Below are 18,059 nucleotides of genomic sequence, written 5' to 3'. Positions count from 1 at the left end.
GCGGGACATGCGCCCGCGTCGAGCCCCGCCGCGCGGCGCATCGCCTTCGTGCCGCGCGTCCCATAAAGAGAACCAGGAGACTAGACCATGAAGCACGGACATTACGCAGCACTGGCCATCGGCATCGCGCTGGCCTCGATCGGCGGCGGCGCGGCCGCGCAGAACTATCCCGACAAGCCCATCACCCTCATCGCGCCGTTCGCGCCCGGCGCCTCGGCCGACGGCGTGGCGCGCGTCGTGGCCCGCGAGCTGTCGCAGGCCTTCGGCAAGCCGGTGGTGGTCGAGAACCGCGCGGGCGCGGGAGGCACCACCGGCCTGATCGCGCTGGCGCACGCCGCGCCCGACGGCTACACGCTGGCCATAGGCGCCACGGGTGCCATCTCGGTCAACCGCCACCTGCCCGACGCCGCGCCGCTGAACCCCGACAAGCAGCTCGCGCCCGTGGCCAAGGTGGTCGACATCCCGCTGGTGTTCGTGGCGGGCGAGAAGTCCGGACTGAAGAAGCTGGCCGACGTGGTGCCTGCGTCGGACAAGGGCGGCGGCATCAGCTACGGCACGTCGGGCCAGTTCACCTCGCATCACCTGGCCGGGGCGCTGTTCGCGTCGATGTCCCGCGCCAACCTGGTGGCGGTGCCGTACCGCGGCAGCGCGCCTGCGCTGACCGACGTGATGGCCGGGCAGATTCCGCTGGGCGTGGTCGACCTGACCTCGGCCATCGGCGCCATCAAGGGAGGCAAGGTCAACGCCCTGGCGGTGACCAGCCCGAAGCGCGCGCAAGGCGCGCCGGACGTGCCCACGGTGGCCGAGTCGGGCTATCCGGGCTACTCGGCCAGCGGCTGGCTGGGCCTGTTCGCGCCGGCCGGCACGCCACCCGAGATCGTGGCCAAGGTGGCCGAGCGCGTGAAGGCCATCGTGGCCGATCCCAAGGTCGATGGCGAGTTCGCCACCCTGGCCGTCGAGCCCGCCTACCTGGACACCGCGGCGTTCGGCACCTACATCGACAGCGAGACCGCCAAGTGGGGCAGGGTGGTGAAGGAAGTGGGCACGATGCAGCGCTAGGCCGGTGCGGCGCCCGCCAGGGGCTCGACGAGGCCGCCTTGGCTGCTGGCCAAGCGGTCAAGGAGCCAGGCGATCGGACGCCGCGCTGGCCGCCGCGCTGGCCGCCGCGCTGGCCGCCGTCCCGGCCGCCGCCGTGCGCGCACTGTCGACGCGCACGAACGACGTGATCATCGCGCACAGCAGATGGGCCTCGCGGCTCGGCTTGCGGCCCGACTTGTGGACCAGGGCGATGGTGTAGGGGCGCGCGCGTTCGCCCATGCTGATCGCCTTGAGCTTGCCGCGCACCAGCGGGTGCTGCAGCACCACGGCGGGCAGGCGGGCCAGGTAGTCGGAATGCATCAGCAGCGACACGGCATCGAACAGCGACGAGGAATACGCCGCGACGCGCGGGCGGTTCACGTGGGCCTGGTCGAAGATCTCGACCAGGCTGGCGTCGCCGGTCTTCTGTTCCGGCGCGCCGCCCACGACGATCCAGTCATACGTATTCAGGACCGCCACGCTGGCGGCTTCATTCAGGGGATGACCCATGCGCGCCAGGATGACGGGTTCGGCTTCGTACAGGGGCTCGACCTTCAGGTCGTCGGAAAACATCGCGTCGGCCGAGGTCGGCACGCGCACCAGCGCCAGTTCGATGCGGTTGTCGCGCAGCTGCATCAGCAGGTCGCTGGTGATGGAGTGCGTGATGTGCAGCGCCACCTTGGGGTTGCCGCGCCGGAAGTCGCTGAACACGGTGGGCGCCAGGCGCAGCGCGGGATCGATGGACACGCCCACGCTGACGGTGGGCCGCTGCTGCCGGCTGGTGTGCAGCAGCCAGGCCGCGGCCCGGTCCGCCTCTTGCACCACGGCGCGCGCCAGCGGCGCGAACGCCTCGCCCTCGGGCGTCAGCTGCAGGCCCTTGGCGTCGCGCCGCACCAGGATGGCGGCGTTGTCGTCCTCCAGCCTCGCCACGCTCTTGGTCAGGCCGCCTTGCGACACGTCGAGCGCGCGCGCCGCCGCGCGGAAGCCGCCGTGCTCGATGACCGCGAGGAAGTCGCGTAGCTGCTGCAGTGTCATGCCCAAAGTGAAGAACCCTCGCCGTGAGGCCGGCCGGATGCGCGGCCCGGAATCGGCGTGGACGCCGCCTGGCAATGATACGGCGGCGCCTTGCCGCAGGGCTCGGCGCGGCACTAGGGAAATCGCTAGGTTCCAGCGTCGCGAAGCCCGACGCCGCGGCCCATGCGATTGCCGCAGGTGATCGCGATGCGTCCGGATGCGTTGACCGGTATCGGGCCGGATCGGGAAGATAGCCGCCGAACTTGCCCATCCAAGTCGTCCAACGAAGAAACGCCCAAGGGAAAAACCGACATGCAGAATTCCATTTTCGCGCGGCTGTGCCGCGCCTGGTTCCTGGCGGCCTGCGCCAGCCTGGCCGCCGCGGTGCCGCTGGCCGGTGCCACGGCCGCCGACGTGCCCCAGACCATCAACCTGATCGTGGGCTACCCGCCCGGCGGCAGCGTCGACATCGTGGCGCGCCTGCTGGCGCAGCCGCTGGCCAAGGAACTGGGCGCCAACGTCGTCGTGGAAAACCGCGCCGGCGCGGGCGGGCGCATCGCGGCGGCCTACGCCAAGTCCGCCCGCGCGGACGGCAGCTACCTGATGATCGTGCCCAACGCGGTCACCACGCTGGCCACGCTGGTGTACGAGGGCAAGCTGAACTACGACATGCGCCGCGACTTCGCGCCGGTCGCGCGGCTGGTGTCCTATCCCTTCGCGCTGTCGGTGGCGGCCAATGCCGGCATCAAGACGCCGGCCGACCTGGCGCAATGGCTCAAGCAGCATCCCGGCCAGGCCAACTACGGTTCGCCGGGCGCGGGCGGCATGGCCCATTTCTCGGGCCTGCTGTATGCCAGGAATGCCGGCATCAGCTGGACGCACGTGCCGTTCGCGGGCGGCGCGCCGCTGGTCACCAACCTGCTGGGCGGTCACGTGATCGCCGGCGTCGACACGCTGGTGGACCACTACGAGCAGTCGCGCACCGGCAAGCTGCACATCATCGGCATCTTCAGCCCGCAGCGCTATCCGCTGACTCCCGACATCCCCACGCTGCAGGAGCAGGGCGTCCCGGGCCTGGACGTGTCGGGCTGGTTCGCCGCCTATGCGCCGGTGCATACGCCGCCCGAGCTGGTGGCGCGCTACGACGAGGCCTTCCGCAAGGTGCTCGCCAGCCCCGACGTCGCCAAGCGCCTGAACGACCTGGTGCTGCGGACCGCCTACCTGTCGCGCGACGACCTGCGCAAGACGCTGGACGACGAGCTGGCCATGTGGTCCCCGATCATCAAGGAATCCGGCTTCACCCCTGAATAACGGCAGGCAAACGATGACTTACTCCCCGAATGTTCCTGGCCACATCGCCGGCCTGAAGGCTTATGTGCCGGGCCTGCCCATCGAAGACCTGGCCCGCCGCCTGGCCATGCCGGTGGATCGCATCGCCAAGCTGGCGTCCAACGAAAACCCGTTGGGCGCCAGTCCGCTGGCCACGGCGGCGGCGCGCAGCGCGGCCATCGACCTGTCGCTGTATCCCGACAACGACGCGACCGCGCTGGTGCAGTCGCTGGCCTCGACCTTGCGCGTGCCGCCCCAGCAGGTCGTGGTCGGCGCGGGCTCGGAAAGCCTGCTGGCCATGGTGGCCGCGGCTTTCCTGGCCCCGGGCCGCTCGGCGGTATACACCCAGTACTCGTTCCAGGCCTTCGTCAATGCCGTGCAGCGCGTGGGCGCCGAGGGCATCGAGGTGCCGTCGCCGGACTACACGGTGGACACGCAGGCGCTGCTGGCGGCCATCCGGCCCGACACGGCCGTGGTCTACCTGGCCAATCCCGGCAATCCCACCGGCACGCGCGTGCCGCAGGCCCAGCTTGCCGGCTTCCTGGGCCGGGTGCCGAGCCACGTCGTGGTGGTGCTGGACGAGGCGTACTTCGAATACCTGCCCGACCAGGAAGGGCCCGATTCGCTGGAGTTCGTGCGCCAGCACCCGAACGTCATCGTCACGCGCACGTTCTCCAAGGCGTACGGCCTGGCCTGCCTGCGGGTGGGCTACGGCGTGGCCCAGGCCGAGGTCGCGGCCATGCTGCGGCGCCTTCGCGCGCCGTTCTCGGTCACGTCGGTGGCGCAGGCTGCCGCCATCGCGGCGCTGGCCGACCGCCAGTTCCTGCAGCAGACAGTGCGCGTCAATGCGCAGGGCCGCGAGCAGCTGTATGCCGGGTTCGACGCGCTGGGGCTGCGCTACCTGCGCTCGTACGCCAACTTCGTGCTGGTCCGGGTGGGCGACGGTGCCGCGCTGGCCGGGCGGCTGGAGCAGCACGGCCTGATCGTGCGGCCGGTGGGCGGCTACGGATTGCCGGCGTGGCTGCGCGTGTCCGTGGGATCCGCGCAGAACAATGCACGGTTGCTGGACGCGATGCGGGCGGAACTGAAGGCGCCCGCGCCGGCCTGAACGCCGCGCACGCTGACCGAGGAGACGGCATGACGATAGAACCCCGCTACCTGCACGACTGGACCGGCACGCGCTACGGCACCCCGGCCGCCGTGTACCGGCCCGGAACGGTCCAGGCGCTGGCCGAATGGGTGAAGGCGCACCAGGCCACGGGCACGCCCATCGCGGTGCAGGGCGGGCGCACGGGCGTGTCGGGCGGCGCGGCGCCCGCGGACGGCGAGCACGTGCTGTCCCTGGAAGACCTGCGCCAGGTGGTCAGCTTCGATCGCCGGGCCGGCGTCATCGTGGTGGAAGCCGGCATGGTGCTGGCCGAGCTGCAGGCGCTGGTCGAGGCGGAGGGCTGGTCGTTTCCGCTGGACCTGGGCTCGCGCGGCTCGTGCCAGCTGGGCGGCAATGCCGCCACCAATGCGGGCGGCTGCCGGGTCATCAAATACGGCAACACGCGCAACCTGGTGCTGGGGCTGGAGGCCGTGCTGGCCGACGGTTCGGTCATCGGTCCGCCCAATCAACTCGCCAAGAACAACGCGGGCTATTCCCTGACGCAGCTGCTGGTGGGCAGCGAGGGCACGCTGGGCGTGATCACCACGCTGGCGCTGCGCCTGACGCCCACGCCCGCCGTGCGGCTGGCCGCCTTGCTGGCGCTGCCCGCTCAGGTGCCCATCGGCGACCTGCTGCGTCACTGCCGCGTCGGCCTGGCCGAGACACTGTCCGCGTTCGAGGTCATGTGGCCCGAGTACGTGGCCGCCGCCATGGCGGTGAACGCCTCGGCCCGCGCGCTGCCCGCCGGGTTCGCGGACCGGCGCGCGGTACTGGTCGAGGTCGAGGGCAACGACGAGGCTGCGCTGGCCGGCCTGCTGGAGCGCGTGCTGTCGCGGGCGTGCGAGGACGGACTGGTGCACGACGTGGTGCTGGCCAGCTCGGGCCGCGACGCGCGGTCGCTGTGGGCCATCCGCGAATCCGTGGGCGAGATCCAGGCCGGCATCCGGCCGTACGCCGGCTTCGACCTGGGCATGCCGGCCGAACACTACGACGCCTTCGTGGCGGCCGCCCGCGCCAATCTGGCCGCTGCCGGCCTGCCGGTTCGGGCCTATTTCTTCGGCCATGCCGGCGACGGCAACATGCATGCGTGCATCGGGCCCTGTCCCACCGACGAGGTGCGCCGGCAGGTCGAGGCGGCGCTGTACGACGTGCTGCCCGACTACACCACCACGGTCACGGCCGAACACGGCGTGGGACGCAAGAAGAAGGCCATGCTGGGCCGCGCGCGCGCGCCGGCCGACGTGGCCGCCATGAAGGCGATCAAGCAGGCGCTCGATCCCAGGAACATTCTCAATCCCGGCCGGATCTTCGATCTGCGCGGATGAACATCGGTTTCGGAAGAACCAGGAGTAGACAATGACGACAACGACGGGCGGACAGGCCCTGGCGGCGAATCTCATCGGCCATGGCATCGAGGACCTGTTCCTGATCCCCGGCATCCAGCTGGACTGGGCGGTCGATGCCCTGCGCCAGCGCGCCGGCGAGATCCGGCTGTACGTGCCGCGCCACGAGCAGGCCACCACCTACATGGCCGATGGCTACTACCGCGCCTCGGGCCGCGTGGGCGCGGCCATGGTGGTGCCGGGCCCGGGCGCCCTGAACACGGGCGCCGGCCTGGCGACCGCGTATGCGTCGAACTCGAAGGTGCTGTTCGTCACGCCGCAGATCCACTCCCAGGGCGTCGGCAAGGGCTACGGGCTGCTGCACGAGATCAAGGACCAGACCGGCTTCGTGGCCGGGTTGACCAAGTGGAACGCCGTCGTGCCGTGCGCCGAGCGCATCGCTGCCACCATGGACCTGGCCTTCGCGCAGCTGGACCATGGCCGGCCGCGCCCGGTGGGGGTGGAGGTTCCGCACGACTTCCTTCAGGCAAGCATCGAGCAGCAGGCGGGCGCCGGCGGCCAGGCCGCGCCGCAGGCCGTGCCCGCCGTGGACGACGCGCTGCTGCATGCCGCGGCCGCGCTGATCGACGCGGCCGCGTTCCCGGTGATCTATGCCGGCGGCGGCGTGAACAATCCCGCGGGTGCGGCGGGCCTGCGCGCGCTGGCCGAGAAGATCGGCGCGCCGGTCGTGGCCAGCGACAACGGCCGCGGCGCGCTGGGCGACCGCCATCCGCTGTCGATGAACTCGCTGGCGGGCCGCGCCGTGTTCCAGCATGCCGACCTGATCCTGGTGGTGGGCAGCCGCTTCATCGACGCCATGACGCCCACCGCCTCATGGCCCACGGCACCGGGCCTGCGCTACGTGTACCTGAACATCGATCCCGCCGACGTCACGCCGCCGCGCATGCCCGACGTCGCACTCATCGGCGACGCCGCGCGGGAACTGCCGCGCCTGGCCGAGCGGCTCAGGTCCCGCACCGTGCTGAAGGAAGCAGACGCCCTGGCCGTCAAGCGCTGGGCGCAGGACCAGATCGATGCGATCGCGCCGCAATCGCAGTACGTGAAGGCGCTGCGCGAGGCCATGCCCGACGATGCGATCTTCGTGAACGAGTTGACGCAGGTCGGCTACCTGGCCCGCATCGCCTTTCCCGTCTACGCGCCCCATACCTACATCGGCCCCGGCTACCAGGGCACGCTGGGCTATGGCTTCCCGGTGGCGCTGGGCGCCGCGGTGGGCGGCGGCGGCCGGCGCGTGGTCTCCATCACGGGCGACGGCGGCTTCGGCTGGAACCTGCAGGAACTGGCAACCGCCCGGCGCTACGACCTGCCGGTGACGCTGGTCGTCTTCAATGACGGCCACTACGGCAACGTGCGCGCCATCCAGCGCCGCGCGTTCGGCGCCGAGGTCGCGGTGGAGCTGAGCAATCCCGATTTCCGCCTGCTGGCGCAGGCATTCGGCGTGCCGTTCGAACGGGTCGAGACGCCGGAGGCCCTGGGCGCGGCGGTGCGGCAGTCGATGGAAGCGGGCGGTCCGGTGATGATCGAAGTGAAGATCGGCGTGGTGCCCAGCCCCTGGCATCTGCTGCGGCTGCAGCCCATGCCGGGCATGACGGGACCGGCCGCGCCGGCGAACCCATTGGACGGAGTCCTCTGATGCGCTACGACGCCTATTACGCCGACGGCGCCATGCTGCCCTGCGAGGGCGAGCAGTTCCTGGCGGTGCGGAATCCCGCCACCGAAGCGGTACAGGCGCAGGTGCGCGAGTGCTCGGCCGCCAACCTGGAGCGCGCGGTGCAGAGCGCCGTGCGCGGGCGGTCGTCGTGGGGCGTTTCCACGCTGGACGAGCGGCGCGCCGCGCTGGACCGGCTGGGCGAGGCCTTGCAGAAGCGTTCCGGGCGGATCGTCGACAGCCTGGCGCGCGAGATGGGCTGCCCCGTGTGGCTGGGCGAGGCCATGCAGGTGCCCATGGCCCTGAAGGGCCTGGCGTTCGCCCGTGCCGCGCTGGACGAGATCGTGTGGCAGGAGCGCATCGGCAATGGCCTGGTCGAGCGCGTGCCGGTCGGCGTGATCGCCGCCATCACGCCCTGGAATTTTCCGTTGCACCAGATCGTGGCCAAGGTGGCGGCGGCCATCGCGGCGGGCTGCGCCACCGTGCTCAAGCCCAGCGAGTTCGCGCCCGGCGCGGCCTGGCTGTTCATCGAAGCCTGCCATGAAGCGCAGCTGCCCGCCGGCGTCGTGAACCTGGTGTGGGGCGGGGCGCCGCTGGGCCGCGCGCTGGTCGCCCATCCGGGCATCGACCAGGTCAGCTTCACCGGCAGCACGGCGGTGGGGCGTTCGGTCATGGCCGAGGCCGGGCAGCATCTCAAGCGCGTCACGCTGGAACTGGGCGGCAAGTCGGCGTCGGTGCTGCTGCCCGATGCCGACCTGGACGCGGCGGTGGGCGTGTCGCTGCGCATGGCCCTGGCCAACTCGGGCCAGGCCTGCGTCAGCCAGTCGCGCCTGATCGTGCCGCGCGCGAAGCTGGCCGAGGTCGAGGAACGGCTGCTGGGCCTGCTCGCGGACTGGCCGCTGGGCGACCCGATGGACCCGGCCACGCGCCTGGGCCCGGTGGCCAACCAGCGCCAATTCCTGCGCATCGGCGACATGGTCGAGCAGGCCCTGCAGCAGGGCGCGCGGCTAGTCGCGGGCGGGCCGGGCAGGGCGACGGGCTTCGAGCGCGGCTGGTATTGCCCCGTGACGCTGCTGTCCGACGTGTCGCCGGCCCTGGAGATCGCGCAGGACGAGGCGTTCGGCCCGGTGTTGGCCCTGATGCCGTACGACACGCCCGAGCAGGCGCTGGCGCTGGCGAATTCGACGCGCTATGGCCTGTCCGGCGCCGTGTGGTCCGCCGATGCCGAGCGCGCCACGGCGTTCGCGCGCCGGATGGTGACGGGGCAGGTGATCATCAACGGCGCCCCGCAGAACCTGGCCACGCCGTTCGGTGGACGGCGCGACTCCGGCCTGGGCCGCGAGAACGGGCGCTTCGGCGTCGAGGAGTGCCTGACGTACCGGTCGCTGCACGGGGCGTAGGGCTTGCCGGCCAGCCGCGGATCCACATCGCGGCCATTACGGCCTGGACGCCGGCGCGACCGCGCGCCGAGGCACCGCGCCAGGGCGAGGCGCGCACGGCATACGGCGGCGTCCCGCCCGCCTACGGTTTCAGCAGCATCCGGAACCCGAACGTATTGACGCCGTTCTCGCTGCTGACGAACACGTCGCCGCCGTGCATGCGCGCGATGGCGCGCACGATGGACAGGCCCAGGCCGTGATGCGCCCCGCTGCGGGTGCGCGCGGCATCGGCGCGGTAGAAGCGCTCGAACAGCCGGGCCTGCTGCTCCGCCGGGATGGCGTCGCCGTGGTCCGACACCTGCACCGTGGCATGGTCGCCGTCCCGCGCGATGGCCACGGTGACGGTGGACGGCGCATCCGCATAGCGCGCGCTGTTGGACAGCAGGTTCGCCAGCGCGCGATGGAACAGCCGGCGGTCCGCGCAGACCTGCGCATCGCCGCGCAGCACCACCTGCATCCGGCGCTCGCTGAACGAATCCTCCAGGTATTCCACCGTCTTCTCCGCTTCCTCGCGCAGCGAGATGTCGCTCAGCTCCGCCGCGCGGGTGCCGTTCTCGGCGCTGGACAGGAACAGCATGTCGTTGACGATGCCGCTCATGCGTTCCAGCTCTTCCAGGTTGGACGCCAGCAGGTCCTGGAGTTCGTCGGCCTGGCGCGGTTGGCTCAGGGCCACCTGGGTCTGGCCGATCAGGTTGGTCAGCGGTGTGCGCAGTTCGTGGGCCACGTCGGCGTTGAAGCCTTCCAGCTGCCGCCACGCCGCCTCGCGCCGTTCGAGCGAATGGTTGATCGACACGCCCAGCTCGCGGATTTCGGCGGGCGCGTTGCCCACGGCCAGCCGCTGCGTGGGATCGTGCGGCGGCAGCGCGTTGGCCTGGCGGCTCAGGCGCCGCACGGGAGACAGGCCCAGCCTGGTGATCCAGTAGCCGAGGATGGCCACCATCAGGATGCCCGTTCCGCAGGCAACCCGCATCATGTACATGAAGCGGTCCCGGGTGTGCAGGTACGAGGTGGAATCGAGCGCGACCACGAAGCGCACGTCCGGGCGCTGGCCGCGGGCCTCGATGGTGCGCGACAGCATGCACCAGATGCGGTCTGACGAATCGTGCATGGTCTGCACCACCTCGTCGCGCAGGGCCTCGTCCTGCTGCAGCCTGGGCGTCGCGCCGTGCCGCCAGCGCGAGTCGTCGGACAGGATCCAGTAGCGGATGCGGCCGTTCTCCTGCATGCCGTTGAGCTTGGTATGCACCACGCCCCAGTCGTCCAGGCTGTCGCGGGACGACAGCAGGGGATCCAGCAAGGTGTGCTGCAGCGTGAGCTCGCCACGGATCTGGTTGCGCACCGCCTCGTCCAGCACGTGATACAGCAGCATGGCGACGCTGCCGAACACCACCGCGCCGGTGATGGCGATCATGGCCGCCAGGCGGCCGGCGATGGAGATGCGGTGGATCATGCGGGCAGGGCGGCGGGCAGCCCCGCCGCGCGCGCCTCCAGCACGTAGCCCATGCCGCGCACGGTGTGCAGCAGCTTGTTGCCATACGGCGCGTCGACCTTGGCGCGCAGCCGCTTGACGGCCACTTCCACGACGTTGATGTCGCTGTCGAAGTTCATGTCCCAGACCTGCTCGGCGATCATCAGCTTGGACAGCACCTCGCCCTGGCGGCGCGCCAGCAGGGTCAGCAGCGAGAACTCCTTGGCGGTCAGCTCCAGGCGCTGGCCGGCCCGGACCGCGCGGCGCGCCAGCAGGTCGATGGAGAGGTCGTCGATGTTCAGCACCGTGGCCTCCAGCGTATCGCTGCGGCGGCGGGTCAGCGCCTGCAGGCGGGCCACCAGCTCGATGAACGAGAACGGCTTGGCCAGGTAGTCGTCGGCGCCCTTGCGCAGGCCGTCGACGCGGTCGTTCACGGTGCCGCGCGCCGACAGCATGATGACCGGCGTGGCCTTGCGGCGCCGCAGGTTGTCCAGCACGGCATGGCCATTCATGCCTGGCAGCATCAGGTCCAGCACGATGGCGTCGTAGTCGAACTCCAGCGCGTAATGCAGGCCGTCGATGCCGTTGGCGGCGGTGTCGACCGTATAGCCCTGTTCGACCAGGCCGCGAAGGATGTAGGAAGAGGTCTTTTCCTCGTCCTCGATGATCAGGACACGCACGGGGGTTCTTGCCTTTCTGGTGGACACGTCGCGGGCGCACCGGCCCAGTCGGATGAGAGTGTAGTGGCTGGCGGAGGTCGCGGGACTGTCCGCTTGCTGACAGCTTTGTCAGGAACGCGGAAACAGGGACGCACGGCTGACGGCCTTGTCCCGATTCTGTCAGGAACGGGTCAAGGCGTTGACAGGCGCGGAATCCTAAAGTTCGCCCCTGCCTGTTGCGTGCGGCGTCATGCGGGATGTCCAGGCCGCGTTCCGCGGCCGCCCGAGTCGCCGCCTGCCAACCGGCCCCTGGGACGAATCATGAGACAGTCCGCCAGCGGCTTCAATTTCAACGACATCGTGTACTTCGTGGAGGTGGCCAAGCGGCAGAGCCTGTCGCGCACGGCCGAGTCGATCGACGTGCCGGCCTCCACGCTGTCGCGCCGCCTGCAGGCCCTGGAGCAGCACCTGGGCGTGCAGCTGCTGGCCCGCAGCACCCGCAAGATCGTGCTGACCGAAGCCGGCAAGCTCTACTACGACCGCTGCCGCCAGCTGGTCGAGCAGGCCTCGGACGCCCAGGACGTGCTGCTGCAGCAGGGCATCAAGCCCAGCGGCACGCTGAAGGTGCTGCTGCCCGATCCGTTGGACGCCCTGCGGTTCGCGTCGCTGCTGCAGGACTTCGCGCAGGACTGGCCCACGCTGGATTTCCATTGCGATTACACGGGAGGACGAGGCTGGGAGGCCAGCCGCGAGTTCGACGTGGCCGTGCGCTGGGGCGTGCAGCCGGATTCGGACCTGGTGGCGCGGTGCCTGGGCTTCGTGCCGTTCCGCCTGTATGCGTCGCGCGCCTATCTGGGCCGCCATGGTTGGCCCGAGACGCCAGCCGATCTGCACGCCCACGAGTGCCTGCGCTGCGACGTATGCCCGGAACTGTCGGCCTGGACGCTGGTGCAGGGCGACGAGCGCATCGGCGTATCGCCGCGTGCGCGGCTGCGCGCCAACGACCTGGAGATCGTGCGGCGCTTCGCGGTGTCGGGCACCGGCATCGCCGCCTTGCCCGCCGCGGGACCGCAGGATACGCGGCTCGTGCCCATCCTGCCGCATTGGCGGCTGGACCCGGTCGGCGTCTACGCGCTGTTCGGCAGCCGCACGCCCCCGGCGCGCGCGCGTGTCTTCGTGGACTTCCTGGTGGAGCGCCTGGCGACCCTGTCGGCGCGCCTGCCGCTGGCCGGTGCGTTCGACGACGCGTTGCCGGCGCTGCCTGACAGAAATGACCCGTACGCGTCCAGAAAGGGTCAGCCGTGGGTGCCTAAAGTGGATGCATGGACGCTCAGCGCCTGAATCCGGCCACCCCGGGCGTCCTTTTTCACACTTTGTAGAGGTACACCATGATGAAAGCCCGAATCCTGAAGAAGATCGTTCCCGCCATGCTGCTGTCGCTGCTGGCCGCAGGCGCCGCGCAAGCCCAGGAAGCCACCGTCGTGCCGCCGAGCCAGAGCACGCTGTCGCGCGCCGACGTGGTGCGCGACCTGCGCGCATGGCAGCAGGCGGGCCTGGAGCAGGAATGGCAATCCGACGACACGCCCGACGTCTACAGCACCGCGTACCGCGCGAAGTATGCCGAGTATCTGCGGCTGACCCAGGCGAACCGGCAGGCGCAGGCGCCGTCGCAATCGCAGCCGGACGCGCACGGCTGAAGCTCGCGCGATACGTCCGTGGATTGACAGGCCGCCACTCATGAATCATCATAAGTTACATGAGTGGCGCGACGCCATCCGGCGCCGCTCCGCGCCGATGTCCGTCGATCCTTTCCAGAGGCCTGCATGCAGAGATTCAACGACCCCGCGGCAGTCGCCCGCTATGCCGCGGACACGCCGCGCAAGGTGCCGGGCCTGGCCGACCTGCATCGCATGGCCTTGCTGCTGCTGTCCGAGACGGCGCCGGCCGACGCGCGGATCCTGGTGCTCGGTGCGGGCGGCGGGCTGGAATTGAAGGCGTTCGCCGGCGCCCGGCCGCAATGGCGCCTGGTCGGCGTCGATCCCTCCGATGCCATGCTCGAGCTGGCCCGGCAGACGCTGGGCCCTATGGCGTCCCAGGCCTCGCTGGTGCATGGCTATGTGGACGATGCGCCCGAGGGGCCGTTCCATGGCGCCGTCTGCCTGCTGACGCTGCATTTCCTGCCCAGGCCGGAACGTCTGCATGCGCTGCGCGAACTGCGCCGGCGCCTGGCGCCGGGCGCCGCGCTGGTCGTCGCGCACCACACCGCGCCGCAGCCGGGCGGCGCCTTGCCCTGGCTGGCGCGGTCCGTGGCCTTTGCGGCGGAGGGCGACGCGTTCGACCTGGGGCAGGCGGCGGCGTCCGCGCGGGCCATGGCGCAGCACCTGCCGCTGCTGTCGCCGGCCGACGAGGAGATGCTGCTGCGCGAGGCCGGTTTCACCGACATCGCCCTGTTCTACGCGGCCCTGACGTTCCGCGGCTGGGTGGCGCGCGGCGCCTAGGAACCGGGATGGAGCAGCCCGGCGACGGCGCCGGGGCTGGCCTTGCCGGCCTTCGCGGCGCGCTCGATGGCGGCCTGGATTGCCTTGGCGCCATCCGACGGCTTCAGCTCGAGCGATTGCCTGATGGCCTGACGGGCCTGCGGGTAATCGCGTTGCTCGGCCTGCGCGGCGGCCAGGTAGACCAGGATGCCGGGCGCATGGTCGTAGGACTTGCTGGGTTCGCGGGCGGTCCACGACGCCTTCCAGGACTCCAGGTGCGTGACGGCCGTGCCGTAGTGCCCGGCCAGCACGGCCGCCATGCCGATCTGCTGGTGGATCGCGGGCAGGTCGCGCGGCATCGTGGTGGGCAGGGCCAGCGATTTCTCGAACGCCACGACCGTCTTCGAATAGTCCCGCTTCTGCCGGTAGGCATGCCCCAGGCCTTCGAGGGCCAGCGCCGCCATGTCCGGATTGGCGGACGTGGACAGGCCGCGGAACGCCTGCACGGCAGCGTCCGGTTGCTGCGCCTGCAGCGCGGCATAGCCCTGCTTGAGCGCGTCGATCTCGGCCTTGGGTGGGTCGGCGGGCGGGTCGGCGGGCGCCTGGGCGCCGTGGGCGCCCGAGGCAAGGCAAAGCAGCATGGCGCCCACGAGGGCAATGATACGGTTCAGCACGGGAGGTCTTCAGTCGTAAGGGATACCGCCATTGTGCGCCTGCGCGTGGTGGCCGAGGTGGTGAACGAACCTCCGTGCTGCGCACTCCGGTATTCGCCCTTGGGGCGGCCCGGCGGGCGGATGAACGAACCTCCGTGCTTCGCACTCCGGTATTCGCCCTTGGGGCGGCCCGGCGGGCTCATGCCAGCCATCCGCCGGCCGCCGCCGCCAGCGCGACCACGATGACGGGCGACAGCCGGCCGTATACCAGCAGGCCGAAGGCGGCCAGGGCCAATCCGAAGTCCGCCCGGCCGTGGATGGCGCTGGTCCAGACCGGATCGTAGAGCGCCGCGGCCAGCAGGCCGACCACGGCGGCATTGATGCCCGCCAGCGCGCGCTGCACGCCGGCCCGCTGGCGCAGGGCCTCCCAGAAAGGCAGCGCGCCGGCCACCAGCAGGAATGCCGGCGCGAACATCGCCAGCAGCAGCACCGCCGCGCCCGTCCAGCCGCCCAGCGGCGCGGGCATGACCGCGCCCAGATAGGCCGCGAACGTGAACAGGGGACCGGGGACGGCCTGGGCGGCGCCATAGCCCGCCAGGAAGACGTCGTTGCCGACCCAGCCCGTCTGAACCACGCCGGCCTGCAGCAGCGGCAGCACCACGTGGCCGCCGCCGAACACCAGGGCGCCCGATCGGTAGACGGTGGCGATGGCCGGCAGCAGCAGCGTGCCGCTGCCGGCGGCCAGCAGCGGCAACACGACCAGCAGCGCGCCGAACAATGCCAGCAGCAGCGCGCCGGTGCGGCGCGAGATGCCGTAGTCCCGATGCCGCCGGGGCGGCAGGCTGTCCAGGCGCAGCGCCCAGCGTCCGATCAATCCGCCCGCGACGATGGCGCCCACCTGGCCCCATGCACCGGGCACGGCCAGCACCAGCAAGGCCGCGCCGATGGCCAGGCCCGCGCGCAAGCGGTCCGGGCACAGCGACTTCGCCATGCCCCACACGGCCTGGGCCACCACCGCGACGGCGGCGACCTTCAAACCGTGGATGAAGCCCGACGTCGCCAGCCCCGCCCAGCGTTCGACCCCGAACGCGAACAGCACCAGCAGCACGGCCGATGGCAGCGTGAAGCCCGTCCATGCGGCCAGCGCGCCGAGCCAGCCCGCGCGGCCCAGGCCCAGCGCGATGCCGACCTGGCTGCTGGCCGGGCCGGGCAGGAACTGGCACACGGCGACCAGGTCGGAATAAGCCTGGTCGTCCAGCCACCGGCGGCGCTCGACGAACTCGGTGCGGAAGTAGCCGAGGTGCGCAACGGGACCGCCGAAGGAGGTCAGGCCCAGCTTCAGGAAGGCGCCCAGCACCTCCAGCGCCGAGCCCGGGCGATCGGGCCGGACGGCGCCGGAATGTTGCGTCTGGAGGTCGGTCATGCTGGGCCCGCCGCGTCATGGAACGGGCGGATTGTCGCCGATGATCCATGACGGCGGGAAGCGCCTGTTCTCGCCGAGGGCGCCACGCGGGTCAGCGCCTGGGCCTGGCGCAGCCTGTCCTTACGATCAGCTCACCTTGATGCCGCGCGTCTTGATGATCCCAGCCCAGCGGGCGGACTCGTCCGCCATCAGCTTGCGGTATTCCTCGGCGGTGGAGGGCGACGGCGCCTGGCCCTGGCGCAACAGCTGGTCGCGCACCTCCGGCATGGCCAGCGCCTGGTGCACGGCGGCGCGGAATTTCGCCATGATGGCATCGGGCGTCTTCGGCGGCGCGATAACGCCGTACATCGAACTGGCGATCACGCTGGGATAGCCCAGTTCCACGGTGGTGGGCACGTCGGGCAGCAGGGGCGACCGCTTGTCCGCCATGATGGCGGCGATGCGCACCTTCTGCTGTAGCGGCAGTGCGGCCGAGATCTCCACGGACAGCATCTGCACTTCGTCGCCCAGCAGCGCGTTCATCGCGGCCGAGCCGCCCTTGTACGGCACGTGCAGCACATCTATCTTCGCGGCCTGCAGCAGCAGTTCCACGTCCAGGTGCGTGGTGCTGCCATAGCCCGGCGAGCCGTAGTTGAGCTTGCCGGGAGTCTTGCGCGCGGCCGCTACGAAGGCCGGCAGGTCGGCAATGCCGCGCTCGGGGTTGACCACGAACACATGCGGGCTCCGGGTCAGCATGGTCACGTAGTTGACGTCCTCCAGCTTGAACATCGGCTCGGCGATGTGTGGCGAGATGGCGAACAGCCCCAGTACGCCGATGCCGAAGGTGTAGCCGTCGGGATCGGCGCGCAGCGTGCTGGCCACGCCCATCCCACCCGCGGCGCCGGGCTTGTTCTCGATGACGATGGATTGGCCGAGTATCTTGCCGACGAACGGCATGGTCAGGCGGGCGATGTTGTCCACCGGGCCGCCTGGCGGATAGCCCACGATCAGCTTGATGGGATTGGCGGGCCAGCCCTGCGCGCGCGCCCGCGCCCCGGCGCCTGCAAGCATGACGCCCAGCGAGCCGGCGAGGAAAGATCGTCGCGACATCGAGTCTCCTGTTTCTATCGTTATGTGCCCCGGGCAGGCCCGGCGCCGCGTCGGCCGCCGCATCGGATTTCTGCCCTGGCAGATCAAGAATAGGAAAACCGGCGCGCCGCGCTGTGATGCTTCGTCAGCGCTGCTGTTCCGTTTGGAGAACACCGCGTTCGGCGGCGCGCTCGCGCAGGAAGTCGTGCAGCGCGCGGGCGGCGGGCGCGAGGCCCGCGTGCGGCTTGGCGCACAGCGCGATCTCGCGCCGCGCCCAATCCTCTTCCAGAGGGATCACCCGCAGGTTCAGCGACGCGGCGTGCCGCTTGATCGCGTCGGCCGCCAGGATGCCGATGGCGATGCGCTCGCCGATGATGTGGCAGGCCGCCTCGAAGGCGCCCACGTAGACCCGGTAGTTCAATGGCCGCCCCAGGCGCGCAGCAATGCCGGAGAGCTGGCGGGTGGTGCGGCTGTCCGGATTGAGCGCGACGAAGTCGTAGTCCAGCGTGTCCTCGAAGCGCAGGGACGCGCGGCTCGCCAGCGGATGTGCCGCGTGGGTCACCACGGCCAGGCGGTCGGTGGCGTAGGGGTAGGTGTCCAGGTCGGTCAGGTCGCCGATGGCCAGGCAGATGCCCACGTCGGCGCTGCCGTTGCGCACGGCCTCGATGATGGAGGTGCTGGTGCGCTCCTGCAGGTCGACCCGGATGGCGGGATGCAGTTCCAGAAAACGGCTGATGTCGCGCGGCAGGAACTCGATGATGGACGAGATGTTGGCGTACAGCCGCACGTGTCCGCGTATGCCTTGCGCATATTCGGCTATTTCGACCTGAAGCTTTTCCGCGCCCAGCACGAGCTGGCGGGCCTGGCCGAGGAGGGCCAGGCCTGCCGGCGTGGGATGAACGCCGCGGGCGGTGCGCACCAGCAGGGCCACGCCTGTGGCCGACTCGATCTCGGCGATGCGCTTGCTGACGGCGGACGGCACCATGGCCTCGCGCTCGGCGGCGCGGGTGATGCTTTCTTCGTCGCACGCGGCGACGTACAGCCGCAGCGACAGCAGGTCGGGTTTCCATCCGGACATGCTGGCGATTGTACGGCGCGGGCGCGGGCGGCGCGCGACATTGCGCGCATGCCGGTACGGCGGTCTTCGCGATCCGGCACAGCACGCGTGCCGAATCGCCATAACGCCTCGGGGTCGCGCTACCTAGACTACCTGAGTGGGCCTGTTCCGGGCTCGCTTCGCGGCGCGGCGCGGCG

16 protein-coding genes are annotated in these 18,059 nt (G+C 70.8%); 9 read left to right on the top strand and 7 right to left on the bottom strand.

All coding sequences use genetic code 11. The annotated features are described in order from the left end of the window. Positions 1-87 precede the first annotated feature (87 nt). Entirely contained in the window at positions 88-1,059 is a 972-nt protein-coding gene (locus tag FS845_RS21760) for a Bug family tripartite tricarboxylate transporter substrate binding protein (protein ID WP_144639274.1), read from the top strand. Between the two features lie 57 nt (positions 1,060-1,116). Here the strand turns inward: FS845_RS21760 and FS845_RS21755 are convergent, their stop codons facing one another. Next, a complete protein-coding gene (locus FS845_RS21755) occupies positions 1,117-2,112 on the bottom strand; it encodes a LysR family transcriptional regulator (RefSeq protein WP_144639272.1) in 996 nt (331 codons plus the stop codon). A 291-nt stretch (positions 2,113-2,403) separates the two neighbouring features. Here FS845_RS21755 and FS845_RS21750 point away from each other — a divergent pair, with 291 nt between their 5' ends. Genes FS845_RS21750 through FS845_RS21730 form a run of 5 tightly spaced genes read left to right on the top strand, consistent with a single transcriptional unit; the run spans position 2,404 to position 9,018 of the window. Then, positions 2,404-3,402: a Bug family tripartite tricarboxylate transporter substrate binding protein gene (locus FS845_RS21750; protein ID WP_186332374.1), complete on the top strand. Its 999-nt coding sequence runs from the start codon at positions 2,404-2,406 to the stop codon at positions 3,400-3,402. Between the two features lie 13 nt (positions 3,403-3,415). Further along, positions 3,416-4,528 carry a histidinol-phosphate transaminase gene (hisC, locus tag FS845_RS21745; protein WP_144639268.1) on the top strand — a complete coding sequence of 371 codons (1,113 nt, stop codon included), beginning with the start codon at positions 3,416-3,418 and terminating at the stop codon, positions 4,526-4,528. A 29-nt stretch (positions 4,529-4,557) separates the two neighbouring features. Beyond that, positions 4,558-5,892 (top strand): FAD-binding oxidoreductase, encoded by a 1,335-nt coding sequence (locus tag FS845_RS21740; RefSeq protein WP_144639266.1) that lies wholly within the window; start codon positions 4,558-4,560, stop codon positions 5,890-5,892. 31 nt (positions 5,893-5,923) lie between these two features. Then, entirely contained in the window at positions 5,924-7,603 is a 1,680-nt protein-coding gene (locus FS845_RS21735) for a thiamine pyrophosphate-dependent enzyme (protein WP_144639265.1), read from the top strand. Beyond that, positions 7,603-9,018: an aldehyde dehydrogenase family protein gene (locus tag FS845_RS21730; protein ID WP_260986393.1), complete on the top strand. Its 1,416-nt coding sequence runs from the start codon at positions 7,603-7,605 to the stop codon at positions 9,016-9,018. Before FS845_RS21735 ends, FS845_RS21730 begins: the two co-directional genes overlap by 1 nt. A gap of 121 nt (positions 9,019-9,139) precedes the next feature. Here the strand turns inward: FS845_RS21730 and FS845_RS21725 are convergent, their stop codons facing one another. Together FS845_RS21725 and FS845_RS21720 are read right to left on the bottom strand one after the other, a co-directional pair. After that, positions 9,140-10,507 carry a heavy metal sensor histidine kinase gene (locus FS845_RS21725; protein WP_144639261.1) on the bottom strand — a complete coding sequence of 456 codons (1,368 nt, stop codon included), beginning with the start codon at positions 10,505-10,507 and terminating at the stop codon, positions 9,140-9,142. Further along, positions 10,504-11,205: a heavy metal response regulator transcription factor gene (locus FS845_RS21720; RefSeq protein WP_144639259.1), complete on the bottom strand. Its 702-nt coding sequence runs from the start codon at positions 11,203-11,205 to the stop codon at positions 10,504-10,506. Before FS845_RS21720 ends, FS845_RS21725 begins: the two co-directional genes overlap by 4 nt. 300 nt (positions 11,206-11,505) lie before the next feature. On the opposite strand from FS845_RS21720, the gene FS845_RS21715 reads away from it, so the two are divergent. From FS845_RS21715 to FS845_RS21705, 3 genes are all read left to right on the top strand, one after another. Further along, positions 11,506-12,525: a LysR family transcriptional regulator gene (locus FS845_RS21715; RefSeq protein WP_144639257.1), complete on the top strand. Its 1,020-nt coding sequence runs from the start codon at positions 11,506-11,508 to the stop codon at positions 12,523-12,525. Positions 12,526-12,572: 47 nt separating this feature from the next. Further along, a complete protein-coding gene (locus tag FS845_RS21710; protein ID WP_144639255.1) occupies positions 12,573-12,881 on the top strand; it encodes a DUF4148 domain-containing protein in 309 nt (102 codons plus the stop codon). 126 nt (positions 12,882-13,007) lie between these two features. Continuing rightward, on the top strand, positions 13,008-13,682 hold the full coding sequence (locus FS845_RS21705; protein WP_144639253.1) for a class I SAM-dependent methyltransferase: 675 nt from the start codon (positions 13,008-13,010) through the stop codon (positions 13,680-13,682). Here the strand turns inward: FS845_RS21705 and FS845_RS21700 are convergent. The 4 genes from FS845_RS21700 to FS845_RS21685 form a co-directional block, all read right to left on the bottom strand. Beyond that, the gene (locus tag FS845_RS21700) at positions 13,679-14,335 is read right to left on the bottom strand and encodes a hypothetical protein (RefSeq protein WP_144639251.1); all 657 of its coding nucleotides are present in this window, start codon (positions 14,333-14,335) and stop codon (positions 13,679-13,681) included. The two genes, FS845_RS21705 and FS845_RS21700, sit on opposite strands and share 4 nt — an antisense overlap. Before the next feature lie 178 nt (positions 14,336-14,513). Continuing rightward, the gene (chrA, locus tag FS845_RS21695) at positions 14,514-15,737 is read right to left on the bottom strand and encodes a chromate efflux transporter (protein ID WP_144639249.1); all 1,224 of its coding nucleotides are present in this window, start codon (positions 15,735-15,737) and stop codon (positions 14,514-14,516) included. Between the two features lie 126 nt (positions 15,738-15,863). Then, the gene (locus FS845_RS21690) at positions 15,864-16,826 is read right to left on the bottom strand and encodes a Bug family tripartite tricarboxylate transporter substrate binding protein (RefSeq protein WP_186332373.1); all 963 of its coding nucleotides are present in this window, start codon (positions 16,824-16,826) and stop codon (positions 15,864-15,866) included. Positions 16,827-16,950: 124 nt separating this feature from the next. Next, complete coding sequence (locus FS845_RS21685; RefSeq protein ID WP_186332372.1) at positions 16,951-17,883, bottom strand: LysR family transcriptional regulator; 933 nt, start codon at positions 17,881-17,883, stop codon at positions 16,951-16,953. Positions 17,884-18,059: the final 176 nt, after the last annotated feature.

Source organism: Bordetella genomosp. 13 (assembly GCF_007679965.1).
Taxonomy (GTDB): domain Bacteria; phylum Pseudomonadota; class Gammaproteobacteria; order Burkholderiales; family Burkholderiaceae_B; genus Bordetella.
Note: the sequence above shows the minus strand (reverse complement) of the source record. Positions and strands in the feature narration are given on the sequence as shown.

Excerpts from the sequence above, each read along its gene's own strand:
- FS845_RS21715 (WP_144639257.1), top strand. The coding sequence starts at position 11,506 with ATGAGACAGTCCGCCAGCGGCTTCAATTTCAACGACATCGTGTACTTC.
- FS845_RS21740 (WP_144639266.1), top strand. The coding sequence starts at position 4,558 with ATGACGATAGAACCCCGCTACCTGCACGACTGGACCGGCACGCGCTAC.
- FS845_RS21705 (WP_144639253.1), top strand. The coding sequence starts at position 13,008 with ATGCAGAGATTCAACGACCCCGCGGCAGTCGCCCGCTATGCCGCGGAC.
- hisC (WP_144639268.1), top strand. The coding sequence starts at position 3,416 with ATGACTTACTCCCCGAATGTTCCTGGCCACATCGCCGGCCTGAAGGCT.
- FS845_RS21760 (WP_144639274.1), top strand. The coding sequence starts at position 88 with ATGAAGCACGGACATTACGCAGCACTGGCCATCGGCATCGCGCTGGCC.
- FS845_RS21750 (WP_186332374.1), top strand. The coding sequence starts at position 2,404 with ATGCAGAATTCCATTTTCGCGCGGCTGTGCCGCGCCTGGTTCCTGGCG.
- FS845_RS21710 (WP_144639255.1), top strand. The coding sequence starts at position 12,573 with ATGATGAAAGCCCGAATCCTGAAGAAGATCGTTCCCGCCATGCTGCTG.
- FS845_RS21755 (WP_144639272.1), bottom strand. The coding sequence starts at position 2,112 with ATGACACTGCAGCAGCTACGCGACTTCCTCGCGGTCATCGAGCACGGC.
- FS845_RS21730 (WP_260986393.1), top strand. The coding sequence starts at position 7,603 with ATGCGCTACGACGCCTATTACGCCGACGGCGCCATGCTGCCCTGCGAG.
- FS845_RS21725 (WP_144639261.1), bottom strand. The coding sequence starts at position 10,507 with ATGATCCACCGCATCTCCATCGCCGGCCGCCTGGCGGCCATGATCGCC.
- FS845_RS21685 (WP_186332372.1), bottom strand. The coding sequence starts at position 17,883 with ATGTCCGGATGGAAACCCGACCTGCTGTCGCTGCGGCTGTACGTCGCC.
- FS845_RS21690 (WP_186332373.1), bottom strand. The coding sequence starts at position 16,826 with ATGTCGCGACGATCTTTCCTCGCCGGCTCGCTGGGCGTCATGCTTGCA.
- chrA (WP_144639249.1), bottom strand. The coding sequence starts at position 15,737 with ATGACCGACCTCCAGACGCAACATTCCGGCGCCGTCCGGCCCGATCGC.
- FS845_RS21735 (WP_144639265.1), top strand. The coding sequence starts at position 5,924 with ATGACGACAACGACGGGCGGACAGGCCCTGGCGGCGAATCTCATCGGC.